The sequence below is a fragment of the Variovorax sp. HW608 genome (assembly GCF_900090195.1).
Classification (GTDB): domain Bacteria; phylum Pseudomonadota; class Gammaproteobacteria; order Burkholderiales; family Burkholderiaceae_C; genus Variovorax.
On record NZ_LT607803.1, the window covers coordinates 7540941 to 7554289 of the forward strand.

General features: G+C 66.9%; 15 protein-coding genes. 9 read left to right on the plus strand and 6 right to left on the minus strand.

All coding sequences use genetic code 11. From position 1 onward, the window contains the following. The first annotated feature begins 6 nt into the window (after nucleotides 1–6). The 6 genes from VAR608DRAFT_RS35705 (at nucleotide 7) to VAR608DRAFT_RS35730 (ending at nucleotide 4407) form a co-directional block, all read left to right on the plus strand. Nucleotides 7–228 (plus strand): DUF2783 domain-containing protein, encoded by a 222-nt coding sequence (locus VAR608DRAFT_RS35705; RefSeq protein WP_088958359.1) that lies wholly within the window; start codon nucleotides 7–9, stop codon nucleotides 226–228. Further along, on the plus strand, nucleotides 225–1184 hold the full coding sequence (locus tag VAR608DRAFT_RS35710; RefSeq protein WP_088958360.1) for an MBL fold metallo-hydrolase: 960 nt from the start codon (nucleotides 225–227) through the stop codon (nucleotides 1182–1184). The genes VAR608DRAFT_RS35705 and VAR608DRAFT_RS35710 overlap by 4 nt, the downstream gene beginning before the upstream one ends. A 31-nt stretch (nucleotides 1185–1215) precedes the next feature. Continuing rightward, a complete protein-coding gene (locus VAR608DRAFT_RS35715) occupies nucleotides 1216–2187 on the plus strand; it encodes a Bug family tripartite tricarboxylate transporter substrate binding protein (RefSeq protein ID WP_088958361.1) in 972 nt (323 codons plus the stop codon). A 230-nt stretch (nucleotides 2188–2417) separates the two neighbouring features. Continuing rightward, nucleotides 2418–3014 carry an MBL fold metallo-hydrolase gene (locus VAR608DRAFT_RS35720; RefSeq protein WP_088958362.1) on the plus strand — a complete coding sequence of 199 codons (597 nt, stop codon included), beginning with the start codon at nucleotides 2418–2420 and terminating at the stop codon, nucleotides 3012–3014. A 71-nt stretch (nucleotides 3015–3085) separates the two neighbouring features. Continuing rightward, nucleotides 3086–3361: a type II toxin-antitoxin system HicA family toxin gene (locus tag VAR608DRAFT_RS35725; RefSeq protein WP_088958363.1), complete on the plus strand. Its 276-nt coding sequence runs from the start codon at nucleotides 3086–3088 to the stop codon at nucleotides 3359–3361. 209 nt (nucleotides 3362–3570) lie between these two features. Further along, complete coding sequence (locus tag VAR608DRAFT_RS35730; protein ID WP_157731197.1) at nucleotides 3571–4407, plus strand: MBL fold metallo-hydrolase; 837 nt, start codon at nucleotides 3571–3573, stop codon at nucleotides 4405–4407. Nucleotides 4408–4560: 153 nt separating this feature from the next. On the opposite strand, the gene VAR608DRAFT_RS35735 is transcribed toward VAR608DRAFT_RS35730, so the two are convergent. The 5 genes from VAR608DRAFT_RS35735 to def are packed head-to-tail and all read right to left on the minus strand — an operon-like array spanning nucleotide 4561 to nucleotide 7625. After that, complete coding sequence (locus tag VAR608DRAFT_RS35735) at nucleotides 4561–4908, minus strand: AzlD domain-containing protein (protein ID WP_088958365.1); 348 nt, start codon at nucleotides 4906–4908, stop codon at nucleotides 4561–4563. Beyond that, nucleotides 4905–5645 (minus strand): AzlC family ABC transporter permease, encoded by a 741-nt coding sequence (locus VAR608DRAFT_RS35740; RefSeq protein WP_088958366.1) that lies wholly within the window; start codon nucleotides 5643–5645, stop codon nucleotides 4905–4907. The genes VAR608DRAFT_RS35735 and VAR608DRAFT_RS35740 overlap by 4 nt, the downstream gene beginning before the upstream one ends. Then, complete coding sequence (fmt, locus tag VAR608DRAFT_RS35745; protein ID WP_172843945.1) at nucleotides 5645–6595, minus strand: methionyl-tRNA formyltransferase; 951 nt, start codon at nucleotides 6593–6595, stop codon at nucleotides 5645–5647. Before fmt ends, VAR608DRAFT_RS35740 begins: the two co-directional genes overlap by 1 nt. A 5-nt stretch (nucleotides 6596–6600) precedes the next feature. Beyond that, complete coding sequence (locus VAR608DRAFT_RS35750) at nucleotides 6601–7089, minus strand: hypothetical protein (RefSeq protein ID WP_088958368.1); 489 nt, start codon at nucleotides 7087–7089, stop codon at nucleotides 6601–6603. 2 nt (nucleotides 7090–7091) lie between these two features. After that, nucleotides 7092–7625, minus strand: a complete 534-nt coding sequence (gene def, locus VAR608DRAFT_RS35755; protein ID WP_088958369.1) for a peptide deformylase — start codon at nucleotides 7623–7625, stop codon at nucleotides 7092–7094. A 161-nt stretch (nucleotides 7626–7786) separates the two neighbouring features. On the opposite strand from def, the gene VAR608DRAFT_RS35760 reads away from it, so the two are divergent. The 3 genes from VAR608DRAFT_RS35760 to VAR608DRAFT_RS35770 all read left to right on the plus strand — a co-directional run bounded on the left by VAR608DRAFT_RS35760 (nucleotide 7787) and on the right by VAR608DRAFT_RS35770 (nucleotide 10745). Further along, on the plus strand, nucleotides 7787–8998 hold the full coding sequence (locus tag VAR608DRAFT_RS35760; protein WP_088958370.1) for a LysM peptidoglycan-binding domain-containing protein: 1212 nt from the start codon (nucleotides 7787–7789) through the stop codon (nucleotides 8996–8998). Between the two features lie 18 nt (nucleotides 8999–9016). Then, the gene (gene dprA, locus VAR608DRAFT_RS35765) at nucleotides 9017–10153 is read left to right on the plus strand and encodes a DNA-processing protein DprA (protein WP_088958371.1); all 1137 of its coding nucleotides are present in this window, start codon (nucleotides 9017–9019) and stop codon (nucleotides 10151–10153) included. A 76-nt stretch (nucleotides 10154–10229) separates the two neighbouring features. Then, entirely contained in the window at nucleotides 10230–10745 is a 516-nt protein-coding gene (locus VAR608DRAFT_RS35770; protein WP_088958372.1) for a DUF494 family protein, read from the plus strand. 178 nt (nucleotides 10746–10923) lie between these two features. On the opposite strand, the gene VAR608DRAFT_RS35775 is transcribed toward VAR608DRAFT_RS35770, so the two are convergent. Next, on the minus strand, nucleotides 10924–13320 hold the full coding sequence (locus tag VAR608DRAFT_RS35775; protein ID WP_088958373.1) for a DUF1631 family protein: 2397 nt from the start codon (nucleotides 13318–13320) through the stop codon (nucleotides 10924–10926). Nucleotides 13321–13349: the final 29 nt, after the last annotated feature.

A 13349-nucleotide genomic window follows, 5' to 3' on the forward strand; every position in this document is an offset into this window, starting at 1 on the left:
AAGACCATGATCACCGAGCCCCACATCCCCGACCCCGACGGCTTCTACGCGGCCTGGATCGCCGCGCACGAAGGCCTCACCGAAGCCCAGAGCGCCGACTACAACGCCCGCCTCGTGCTGCTGCTGGCCAACCAGTGCGGCGACCAGCAAGTGCTGCTGGACTGCATCGCCGCCGCCCGCGAAAGCGGCAACACCCCCACGACAGACAACCCACGCCATCCCACATGAGCAAATCCGTCTCCTTCGCTTCTGCCGCCGACACCCGCGAGCAGAAGCCGCAGCTGTGCGAACTCGCGCCCGACGTCTACGGCTATATCAGCGACTTCGATCCCAACTGCGGCTTCATCGTCGGCGACGAGTACGTGGTGCTGATCGACACCCGGCCCACGCCGCGCATGGCGCGCGACTTCCTCGCCGACATCCGCAAGGTCACGGACAAGCCGATCAAGTTCATCGTGCTCACCCACTACCACGCCGTGCGCGTGATGGGCGCGAGCGCCTTCGGCGAGGTGGAGGCGATCATCGCGAGCAAGGGCACGCTGGACTGGGTGCGCGAGCGCGGACAGGCCGATTTCGATTCGGAGGTCGGACGCTTTCCGCGTCTCTTCGCCGGCGTCGAGGAGATCCCCGGCCTCACCGAACCGACGATGAGCTTCGAGCGCGAGATGAGCCTCTGGCTCGGCCAGCGCGAAGTGCGCCTGATGTGCCTCGGCCGCGGCCATTCGGGCGGCGACACCGTCGCATGGCTGCCGGACTGCGGCGTGCTCTTCTCGGGCGACGTGGTCGAGAACCGCTGCGGCGTCTATGCCGGCGATGCCTACATCCAGGATTGGGCGGGCACGCTCGATGCGGTCGCGGCGCTCCGCCCGCGCGTGCTGGTGCCCGGCCGCGGCGCCGTGCTCCAGGGCGAAGCCAACTGCGCCGAGGCGATCCAGCTCACCCAGGCCTTCCTCTCGACCTTGCTCGACAGCGTACGCGCCGGCATCGCGACGGGCGACAGCCTGCGCGGCTGCTTCGAGCGCGCCGAGCAGGCGATGAAGCCGCGCTTCGGCGAATGGCCGGTCTTCCAGCATGTGCTGCCCTTCGACGTGTCGCGCGCCTATGACGAACTGCGCGGCATCGAACACCCCGTGATCTGGACTGCCGAGCGCGACCGCGAGCTCTGGCAGATCCTGCGCGGCTGATATCGACAACCTTCAAATGGAGACAACCTTGATGCGACGACTTCTGCAACTGCTGGCCGCCGGCCTCGCGATCACGCTGGCCAGCCATGCGCCGGCCCAGTCCAGCTATCCTGCCCAGCCGGTGCGCTGGATCGTTCCCTACGCGGCCGGCGGCGGCACCGACAACCTCGCGCGGGCACTCGCCGACGCCATGCAGCCTTCGCTCGGCCAGCCGATCGTGATCGACAACCGGCCCGGCGCATCGACCAACATCGGCGTGCAGGTGATGATGCAGGCCAAGCCCGACGGCTACACCATCATGCAGGCCGAGAACGCGGCGCTGCTCTTCAACGAGCACATGTTCGCCAAGCTGCCGTACAAGCCCGCCTCGGACTTCACCTACATCGGCGCCATCGGCCGCTTCCCGGTCGCGTTGGTGGTGCATCCGGACTTCCCGGCGAAGACGGTCGCGGAGTTCGTGGGCTACGTGAAGGCGCATCCGCAGAAGGTGAGCTACGCGTCGCCGGGCAACGGCTCGCCGCACCACATGGCGATGGAGCTCTTCAAGCAGAAGGCCGGCATCGACATCCAGCACGTGCCGTACAAGGGCGCCGCGCCGGCAATGACCGACGTGATGGGCGGACAGGTGCCCACGATGATGCTGGACCTCGCCTCGGGCCTGCAGGCGATCAAGGCCGGCAAGGTCCGCGTGCTGGCGATCGCGCTGCCGCAGCGGGCCGCGGCACTGCCTGAGGTGCCGACCTTCGCCGAACTGGGCTTCAAGGACGTCAACGCCTACGCCTTCCACGGCCTGATCGGCCCGGCGGGCATGCCCAAGGATGCGGTCGCGCGCCTGAACAGCGAACTCAACAAGGCCATGCAAGCGCCGAAGGTGGTCAAGCTCTTCGCCGAGTTCGGCTTCGAGGCGCTGCCCGGCACGCCGCCGGACTTCTACAAGCTCGCGCGGTCCGAGAACGAGCGCTGGGGCCAGATCATCAAGACGGCCGGGGTGCAGCTCGATTAGCACTGCCACACTGTGCGCGTCGCGTCGAAAAAGGGCGCGATCTTGTTTGGAAGCCCGCCAACCACACGGCCTCATGTGACCTGGACTTCCGCACCCGGCCACAACGCGACACTCAACCTTGTGTCGCTGAGCGGACGGTCACCATGTTCAACGTGCGGCATCTGGTGGTTGGCCGCGCTCGCTGCGCGTAACATCGGTTCTTGAGGGCGTGTCACCTCGCCCTACAGGCCATGAAACGCTTACACCGTCCTGATCTCTTCGCCTGGTCGTGCTTCGATGAAAGCCGAAACATCGACTTCTGCAGCGTGGCGTGGGTCAGATCCGGCGGCAATGTCCTCATCGATCCATTGCCGATGAGTGAACACGATCGCGCGCATCTCGAAAGCTTGGGCGGCGCGACGCTGATCGTCGTCACGAATTCCGACCATGTCCGAGGCGCGCAGAGCCTTGCGCAGCAATTCCGCGCCACGTTGTATGGACCGAGGGCCGAACGTGACAGTTTCCCGTTGCCATGCACCCACTGGCTCGGTGAAGGTGACGAACCGGCACCTGGCCTGCGCGTGCTCGAAATGCAAGGGAGCAAGACTCCCGGCGAACTCGCGCTCGTGCTGGAGAAGACGACGCTCGTCACCGGTGACCTCATACGCGGTCATGTGGGAGGCACACTCAATCTGTTGCCTGACGCCAAGCTCGCAGACCGCACTCGTGCCGTTGCCTCGGTGAAGCGAATCGTCAACGAGTATCCGCAGATCGAAACTGTCCTCGTGGGCGATGGCTGGCCCGTCTTTCACGACGGCGCGAAAGCTCTCGCGGCGATTGCAGGTTGATCGCCGAAACGGATTGGCCTCGCTACGAGCCTCGGAGGAGTTTGTGTCCCACTGCGTCCTGTGAGAACTCGATGAATCGCCGCGCCGCAAACCTCCTTCGCACGATCTTTCACGACCCGCCAAGTGGCAACATACATTGGCGCGACATCGAATCCTTGCTGAAGCACGTCGGTGCATCGCTGGAGCCGATCTCGGGCGCAAGAGTCCGCGTGAAGCTCAATCGCATGGAGGGCATACTGCACCGGCCGCACCACAGCAATGTGCTTGACGCGAGCGGTCTCATGCATGTACGCGAGTTCCTCGCGCGCGCTGGCGTGACGCCGTCGCAGTATGAAGGCAAAGGTTAGCCAAGATCCCCTTGCCGATCGGGCCCTCGGAAGGCGAGGCGAAGGAGAAAACGGAACGTAGAACTTCGCAGATCGGCCACTTGCAGACTTCCACGGCCGTCCGCTCCCATGCAGGTTCCTGAAGCCTCACCTTGCGCAGCGCGTCCCCCGGATTGATGATGTCGGTCATCGCAGGACGCCCGGTGGCGGGCAGACATCAGGAGAGCGGCATGGCACTGGATGCGTCGAAGCCCGGTCACATCACCATCCTGCACGATTCCTTCGGCAAGCCTTCTTCGCTCCGCCAGGATTGGGGATTCGCTGCGTTGATTGAATTCGGCGGGCTGCGGATCCTGTTCGACACCGGCAACAACGCGCGAGTCTTCGCACACAACGTCGATGCACTCGGCATCGACCTTCGAGCGCTCGATTTCGCTGTGATTTCGCATCGCCATGGTGATCACACCAGCGGGCTCAACCATCTGCTGCAAGCTCACCCCACGCTAACGATATACACGCCGGAGGAGACCTACGGAGTGTTCGGCTCCTGTCTGCCCGGCCTCTTCTATCCGCGTTGTCACACCCTGCCGAACTACATGCGCTACTACAACGGCGAGCCACCGGAAACGATCCGGCACGGCAGTCCCTGGCCTGACGCGAAATTCGTCTGGACAAAGGAGTTGACCGAGATCGCGCCAGGTGTGCACCTGATTCCCGTCGTTTCCGACATGCCTGGCACGCGCGAATTGCGTGAACTGTCGCTCGCCCTGAGCACATCCCAGGGGCTGATCATCGTTGTCGGTTGCTCCCATCCCGGCATCGAGAACATCCTGCGCGTCGCAAGCGTGATCGACAGGCGCTTGGCCGGCTTGTTCGGCGGCTTGCATCTCCTGCTCACGGCCGAGCCAGAAATCCGCCGCGTCTCATACGCCCTGCGTGACGACTGGCACCTACAACGCATCGCGCCGGGCCACTGCACCGGCGAGCCCGCATTTGCCGCGCTGAACGAGGTGTTCGGCGATCGATACGTTTTCTGCGGCTTGGGCGATCGCGTCAGCCTGCTGTGACGGCGCGACGCCACAGACCCGTGGCTGGATACGGCAAGGCGTACGACCCCTTGCGGCGCCGGCAATCAAGCGGGTTGACAGGCGGCTTCGGGCGCGAGTCGGTCCCAGCCGCCGCGCTGATCGTCTGAACACCCGCCCAGGCCCGGGCGCGCCCTACCAGCCCAGGCCCAGGTGCAGCGGCAGGTAGACCGCCATGCCCGCGAGCATCGTCCCGAGCACGCCGCCGCGCCAGAAGTAGTAGGCGACCCCGGCCACCGCGCCGTAGAGGCGCGCATCCTGCAGGGTCGCCGTGAGATGGCCCTGCGTCATGACGACTTCGGGAATCACCACGGCCGCCAGCGCGGCGGCCGGCGCGTAGTGCAGGGCGCGATGCGCCCAGTCCGGCAGGCCCCACGGCCGGTCGAGGATGAAGAAGAAGCAGCGCGTCAGCACCGTGACGCCCGCGAGGCCGACGATGACCGCCAGCGTCCAGACATCGGTTTGCCCACTGGCGAGGCTCATTTATCGTCCTCCGCGTCGGGATCGAGCTCGAACTGCCGCTCGAGCCAGAAGCACAGCAGCACCGCGACGCCGATGCCCGCGACGATGTTGAGCTTGAGCGGCAGCGCATAGGCCGCGACCGCGGTCGCGCCGGCGATCGCCACCGCGAGCACGCGCAGGCGCGTGCTCGCCATCGAACAGACGATCGCCACCAGGCTCAGCACGCCCGCGAAGCCGAGGCCCCAGCTCGGCGGGATCATGTTCGCCAGCAAGATGCCGAGCAGGCTCAGGCCGATCCATGCGCACCAGGTCACGCAGTAGTTGCCGGTGAGGTAGGCCTCCTGCGCGCGCCTCTCGGCCTCGGTCTCGGGCGCACGGGCGTACCTGCGCGTGAACATCGCGTAGCTCATGTCGGCCGTGAGATAGCCGTGCGTCATGCGGCGCCAGCGCGGCATGTGCATGAGATACGGCCGCAGATGCAGGCTGAAGACCACGAAGCGCAGGTTGACGCAGAAGCCGGTCGCCAGGATCACCCAGGCCGGCGCGCCGGCGATCAAGAGCGGGATGGACGCGAGCTGCGAGCTGCCGGCGTAGACCAGCAGGGTCATCGCGACGGCCTCGACCACGCTCATGCCCGACTTGAGCATCGCGACGCCGGTCATGAGCCCCCATGCGCCGATGCCGAGCGCGATCGGCGACATGTCGCGAATGCCTTCGCGAAATTCCGGTTGGCGGCGGATCGATGGCGAGAGGAACATCAGCCGAAGACCTGTCCCGGCTTCACGTCGAAGCCTCGCAGGAAATCGGCCACCGGCAGGCGCTTGCCGCCTGCGCGCTGGAGTTCGGAGACGACGACGACCGATCCCTTGGCCGCGACGGCAATGCCGGCCGGACCGACGGCGAGCACGGTGCCGGGCGCTTCGGAGGGCGCCTCGCCGCCGTTCTGCGCGGCCCAGAGCTTGATGGTCTCGCCGTCGAGCGTGCTGCTCGCACCGGGGAACGGATCGAAGGCGCGGATGCGGCGCACGATCGCGGCGGCGTCCTGCGACCAGTCCACGTTCGCCTCGGCCTTCTCGACCTTGTGCGCGTAGGTCACGCCCTCGGCGGGCTGCGCAACGGCGTGGAGCGCGCCGGCCTGCGCCTGCTCGAGCGCCAGGGCGATCATGCGGCCGCCGAGCGCCGCGAGCCGGTCGTGCAGGCGCGCGGTGCTGTCGTCGCCGACCGGCATCGCTTCGCGCAGCAGCATGTCGCCGGTGTCGAGGCCGGCGTCCATCTGCATGATGGTGATGCCGGTCTCGGCGTCGCCGGCTTCGATCGCGCGGTGGATCGGCGCGGCGCCGCGCCATCGCGGCAGCAGGCTCGCGTGGATGTTGAGGCAGCCAAGCCGCGGGGCATCGAGCACCCACTGCGGAAGGATCAGGCCGTAGGCGGCCACGACCATGACGTCGGCCTTCGAATCCGCGATCGCACCACGCGCGGTTTCGGCGTCGCCGGGGTACTTGCCATCGAGCCGCAGGCTCCGAGGCTGGATCACCGGCCAGCCGCGCGACACCGCGAACTGCTTGACCGGCGAAGCCTGCAGCTTCATCCCGCGGCCCGCCGGGCGGTCGGGCTGGGTCAGCGTGAGGACGATCTCGTGGCCGGCCGCGGCGATCGCTTCCAGCGCGACGCGGGCGAATTCGGGCGTGCCCGCGAACGCAACTTTCATCGCGCTCACCGGTTGATCAGAAAGACGGTCAGATCGTCGCCCGTGTGATAGTGGTCCACCACCCCGTCCGGCCCCACATAGATATAGAGCAGCCGGCGCGCATTGATGGCCTTGTAGCGCCAGGTCCAGACATCGCCGCTGAAGGAGGTCACGCGGGTGATCTCATACGGGCGGCCGTAGGTGCGCAGCACGTCTTCGACGCGCCAGACGCCGGGCTTGATGGTGCTGTCGAAAAGGCCCTCGAAGAGTTCCTGCCGGATGGACGCCACGTGGCCGCTCGCATCGACGTCGATATTCGTGACCTCGAAGCCCATCGGCGCGCGTGAGTACTGGAGCCGCTCGCCACCGCCCTGCAGCGGATAGGTCGCCGTCGGCCTGCCGAGCTGCGAAAGCGCCTGGTCGCGCGTGGTGCCGAGCGGCAGTCGCGTCGGCTCGCTGGCACAACCCACCAGGACGGACGCCACGACAACGGCCGCGAGCCACGCACGCTTCATGATCAGCTACGTCCTTCGCGTTGATCGGTCTTCTGTTCTGCGCGCTGCTGCTTGAGCAGCTTGCTCTTGATGCGGTTGCGCTTCAGCGGCGACAGGTATTCGACGAAGACCTTGCCCAGCAGGTGATCGAGTTCATGCTGGATGCAGACCGCGAGCAGGCCCTCGGCCTCGAGGTCCTGCGGTTCGCCGTCCGCGTCGAGCGCCGTCACGCGCACGGCGGTGGCGCGCTCCACGCCGTCGTAGATGCCCGGCACCGACAGGCAGCCTTCTTCGTTGACGACCCTTTCGTCGCTCGCCCAGACGATCTCGGGATTGATGAGCACCAGGGGCTGGTTGCGTTCCTCGGACACGTCGATCACGACCAGCCGCTCATGCACGTCGATCTGCGTGGCGGCGAGCCCGATGCCGTTGGCGTCGTACATGGTCTCGAGCATGTCGGCGACCAGCGTCTTGATGCGCGCATCGACGCCCTGCACCGGTTTGGCCACCGTGTGCAGGCGAGCGTCGGGGTAACTCAAAATGGTTCGTTTTGCCATGAAAGCGAGGAAAAGTTGTCGCTATTTTCGCCATTTCCGCGACGCCTCGGAGCGGTGCGCGGGATTTACATTGCCCTATCTGGGGCTTCAGCGCAAAATTCGTAGCAAATTGTGAGGATTCGTACGTTCTGCGTGGCGCAGTGTGTGCACACCATTCAACCATGAATAAATTCCGAGCCAACGAACACCTGCGTCCCAGCTTCTTCGCCACGTTGGCAGCCCTTGCCATTGCGAGCTTCGCAGGCACCACCGCATCCGCACAGAACTACCCCGTCACGCCGCAGCAGCGCGCCACCGCCCAGCAAACCGCGCAGGCCGGCATTCCCGTCAGCGAACTGGCGCCCAACGCGCCCGACGAATACACCGTCAAGCGCGGCGACACGCTGTGGGCCATTTCGCGCCTCTATCTGCGCAGCCCGTGGCGCTGGCCCGAGCTGTGGGGCATGAACATGAGCGAGATCCACAACCCGCACCGGATCTATCCGGGCCAGGTGCTCTATCTCGACAAGACCGGCGGCCGTGCCCGCCTGAGCACCCGGCGCGGCTCCGGCGGGCCCGAAGGCACCATCAAGCTGTCGCCGCACACGCGCTATGAATCGCTGTCCGGCATGGCGCTGCCGACCCTCAACCCGAGCCTGATCGAACCCTTCCTCGCCGAGCCGGTGGTGGTGGACGAGAACACGCTCGCCACCGCGCCGCGCATCGTCGCGGGCAACGACAGCCGCGTGCTGCTGTCCCGCGGCGATCGCGCCTATGCGCGCGGCGACATCAACTCGCCGCTCGTCGAAACGGCCGGCCCGATCAAGACCTTCCGGATCTTCCGCGACGCCACGCCGCTGAAGGACCCGGGCACCGGCGAAATCCTCGGCTACGAAGCCCAGTACCTCGGCAAGGCCCAGCTGCAGCGCGGCGAGTCGACCTTGAGCGAAATGGTCGAAGGCAAGGAGGTCGTGAGCGTCGTGCCGGCCACCATCGACATCGTTTCCGCGCGCGAGGAGATGCGCGCCGGCGACCGCCTGCTGCCGGAGCCTCCGCGCGAACTCCTGAGCTACGTGCCGCGCGCCCCGCAGCAGCCGATCGAAGGCCGCATCGTCTCTGTCTACGGCAATGCGGTGCAGTTCGCCGCCCAGAACCAGGTGGTGGCGATCAACAAGGGCCTGCGCGACGGCATCGAGTCCGGACACGTGCTGGCGATCCTCAAGAACGGCGAAACCATCGTCGACAAGACCGGTGCCGCCAAGGAAACGCTGAAGCTGCCGAACGAGCGCATCGGCCTCTTGATGGTGTTCCGTCCGTTCGAGAGGGTTTCCTATGCCCTCGTGCTGGAGATCAACGACACGCCGCGGGTGGGCGACCTGCTGGTCAATCCCTGAGGCGTCCATCGGGTTCGCGTGGAACGCGAGGAACTCGCCGGCTGGCTCCGCCTCGCGCTGACACCGGGCGTCGGCAACACGGCCGGGCGCAAGCTGCTGGCGGCGTTCGGACTGCCTTCGCAGGTTTTCACGCAATCGCGAGAGGCGCTCCTCCAGGTCGTGGCCGACGCGCAGGCGCATGCGCTGCAGCAGGTACCCGACGGGTTCGAGACACAACTCCGGCAGACGCTCGACTGGCTGCAGGGCACCGACGCTGACGGCGCTGTCCGGCGCATCGTGACGCTGGGCGATGCGGGCTACCCGGCCTCGCTGCTCGAAACGGCGGACCCGCCGTTGATGCTCTACCTGCTCGGCGCGCCGGCCTTCGATCTGACGCAATTGGGCCGCAGCATCGCGATGGTCGGCAGCCGCAATCCCACCGCGCAGGGTGAAGAGACCGCGCGCGCATTCGCGCGTGCGTTCGGCGAGGCCGGTATCACGGTGATTTCCGGCCTTGCATTGGGCATCGACGGCGCCGCGCACACCGGCGCACTCGAGGCCGGCGGTCCTGCCGACCGTCTCGCGACCGTGGCGGTCGTCGGCACCGGGCTCGATCGCGTCTACCCGGTCCGGCATCGCGACCTGGCGCATCGCATCGCGGCCCACGGCTTGATCGTGAGCGAATACCCGCTGGGCACGCCGCCGCTCAACCAGAACTTTCCGAAGCGCAACCGCATCATCGCGGGCCTCGCGCGCGGCACGCTCGTGGTCGAGGCCGCGCTTCGCTCGGGCTCGCTGATCACCGCGCGGCTGGCTGCGGAACAGGGCAGGGAGGTGTTCGCGATCCCCGGTTCGATCCATTCGCCGCAATCGCGCGGCGCCCATGCGCTGATACGCCAGGGCGCAAAGCTGGTCGAGTCGGTCGGCGACGTGCTCGAAGAATTGCGATTCGACGCGCCGGTTGCCGCCGCACAACCCGAACAGGCCGAGCCAGCCTCGGCCGACGATTCCGGCCTGCTGGCCGATCTCGGTTTCGACCCGGTCAGCCTCGATTCGCTGTGCGCCCGCACCGGCTGGAGCGCTGCGCAATTGCAGGCCCGGCTGCTGGAGCTCGAACTGGAAGGCCACGTGGCCCGGCTGCCTGGCGGATTGTTCCAGCGCGTCGCGCGCGGCTGAGTCCCTCTTCACACAAACATCGTCTTGTTCACGCAACTGACGCGGCATGGCACCTTGACTGGGCTATATTGAACCCATGTTCGAAGTGCTCGTTTTTGTCTACGAAAACTACTGGCGCGGCAATGCATGTCCCGCACCCGAACAGTTGGGCCGCAAGCTCAGCGCTCAGGGCTTCGATGCGGACGAGATCCGCGAGGCGCTGCACTGGCTCGACGGCCTGAGTCTCGCCACCCAGGGCATTCAGCTCGACCGCCACGCCGACGACGCAAGCGCCACGGTGGGCCTGCGCAGCCGAAGCGACGACGTCATTCCCCAATCGCCGGATTCGATCCGCGTCTACTCGCGTTCCGAGCAGGAACATATCGGCCCCGAGTCCCTGGGCTTCATCAGCTTCCTCGAATCCTCGGGCGTGCTGCCGACAGGGATGCGCGAGATCGTGATCGAACGCGCGATGGCCACGCCCGGCGAGCCGCTGACGATCGACGAGCTCAAGATCATCGTGCTGATGGTGCACTGGTCCACCGGCCTCGAGCCCGATGCGCTGGTGCTGGACGAGCTCTGCGACGACTCGGACGACCGTATCGCCCATTAAGGGCTCGCCGCCAGCCCCTCACTGCGTGTGCTCGGGCACCCCTGCCGCTGGCCTGTCTTCGGCGGCGCGCAGCGCACGCCCGTTCGTGGGCAGTCGCGGAACCGGCTTTGCCGGGCCGCTGACTGCGCCCCCGGTAGGGGGTTGGCGGCTACACGAAGTGAGCAAGCCTGGGGGCGAGCTAATTGAGCAGACGCTCGGGGTTGGCGTCCAGCTTGGCGAGGGCTTCGCGCGTGGCGCGGACCGTGAGGGTCTCTTCTTCGGCGGGCACCAGCAGGCCGGCCTGCAGATAGGACGCCAGACGGCCCACCTGGATCAGGAAGCTGCGTCCGTCGCTGGACGCGAACAGGTGAAGCTGCTTGCGCTCGCTGCGCCACACGAACTGGACCTGGCTGACCCGATCGTTGTGGTCGAGCATGAACCAGTTGCCCACCTGGAGCTCGTGCGCCCAGGCGAGCATGTCTTCGCCGACCTTGGTGCCGGTGTCGGGCACGACCTCGATCGAGGCGGCATCGACACCGAGCAGGAGTTCGATGCTGGCGGCATCGAGCGGCACGTCCATCGTGCCTTCGTCGGACACGAAGTCTTCGAGGTTGGCGAGGCGCTTCGCCATCGCCTCGATCTTGGCCTGCGGGATCGCTTCGGTCTTCGACATGAACGCATCGGACAGGGTCGCGCCGATGGTCTTGATATGCTGCTCCTGCGTGTCGCCGACGATGCCCAGCAGCGTCATCCCCTGCCGCAGACGCTGCAACAGCTTGGGAAGGTCCTGGATCACGCGGGTGCGGTCGTTGCGGTTCGGCTTGGCGCTCGCGGCCCAGACGAGGTCGGAAGCGGAACGCTTCAGCATCACGGTCTGCTCGTCCTGCGGGCCATAGCGCAACGCGGCGATGGCCAGCACCTCGGCCCAGACCTTGAACAGGAACTCGCGGATCTCCTCGCGCACCGGCATGTCGTTGAGCATCTTGCGCAACTCGATGGTGTACTGGATCGCCATCGTCTCCTTCTGCTCGACCTGCTGGGCGACGCTCATCACCTTCTGGGCGGTGTCGCTCTGCGTGAGGTACTTGTTGAGGAAGGCGACGAATTCGTCGAACACCAGCTTGAACACCCGCTGACCTGTTTCGGGGTATTGCTCGATCACCTGCACCACGCGGCGGATCTCGCCTTCGAGCGCGCTGCCCGAGATGGCGGCGGCATCGAAGCCCATCACGCAGGAACCCATGCGGTCGATCAGCATGCGCGCCGGGTGCTGCAGGGTGCCGAAGAACTCGGGCTCGGCGATCGCCACGCGCAGCACCGGCATCTGCAGGCGCGCGAACCACACGCGCGCCGAGAACGGGATGCGCTCCTCCGCGAGGATCGCCTGGAACATCAGCGCCACGATCTCCACCGTGGCCTTGTCGGCCGTGGTCGGCGCCTTCTTCTTCAGTTCGGCGCTGCGGCGGCGAAGGTCCACCGTTGCCTGCAGGACGGCCGTCGCCTCATCCCCCACGACGTACTGCGAGGCGGCCGCCTGGTAGGCGACCTCGGCATCCGCGATCGCGGCGGCGAATGCCGGTGCACCCGCCACGCCCGCCGGCCCGCCCACCACGTCGCCGCCGACGGCCGCCGGCCGATGCTGGCTGATGTCGCCGCCGATGCGCGCCGTCACGAAGCGCTTGAGATTGAGCAGAACGCCCTGGGCCCGCTGGCGCGCAACGACCAGCGGCGAACCACCGTTGCCGCCCATGGCGTCGCCGGCCGTGACGGCTGCTCCGCCGCGCCCCATGCCGACACCGATCGCCGCCGGGGCGAAGCTGCCCGCGGGCAGGGCATAGCCGCCGCGCGGACTCTGCGCTTGCTGCGCCGAGATGCCCATCGACGCGCTTCCCGAGGCATGGGAAGCCGCGAAGCTGCCGCCGAGCCCCGCCGCGCCCGAATTCACCGAGCCGGTGCGGCGCACGAAGCTCTTGAGGTCGATCTCGGGCATCACGTCCCGGCTGATCAGGAATGCGTTGGCGTCCTTGTAGGCCTTCACCATCGCGTCGACCATGTGCGTCTGCACCTGGTCCTGGACCTTGATCCAGAGGTCCCGGCTCATCCCGTTGGCGAGCCACTGGTCGACCAGCACCTTGGCGAACGCCTCGGGCTTCAGCACGTCCTTGGCGTCGAGCTCGCTCGTCCCGTCGAGATGCTGGATGCGCAGCCGCAGGTCGTTGAGCTCGAAGCTGGCCTTGTCCTGGATGGTCTGCGCAAGCCGAGACGACAGGATGTTGGTCTCGACGACCTCGTCGCCGATCAATTCGAGCCGCGACAGCGAATTGGAGGACGACCCGGCCGACGAACTGCTCGCCAGCGCCTTGCGCCACGCCTGGCGCGTATGCGCGGCCCAGTCGGCCCCGTGCGACTGAAATGCGAGGAAGCCGTCCCGGTTCTCCTGCATGTCCCGCGCATTGCCGGTCTGCGAGGCCAGCGCCACCAGCCTTTCGCCGATCGCATGGGCCACCGGCTCGATCAGCCCCTCGGTGGCGGCGACGAAACGCTCGCGCGTCTCGCGGGAGATCTGGAGGGAAGAGGCGTGGGACCGCGTGGCCATGGAGGGTGAGTCAGGACGTCTGTTTGATT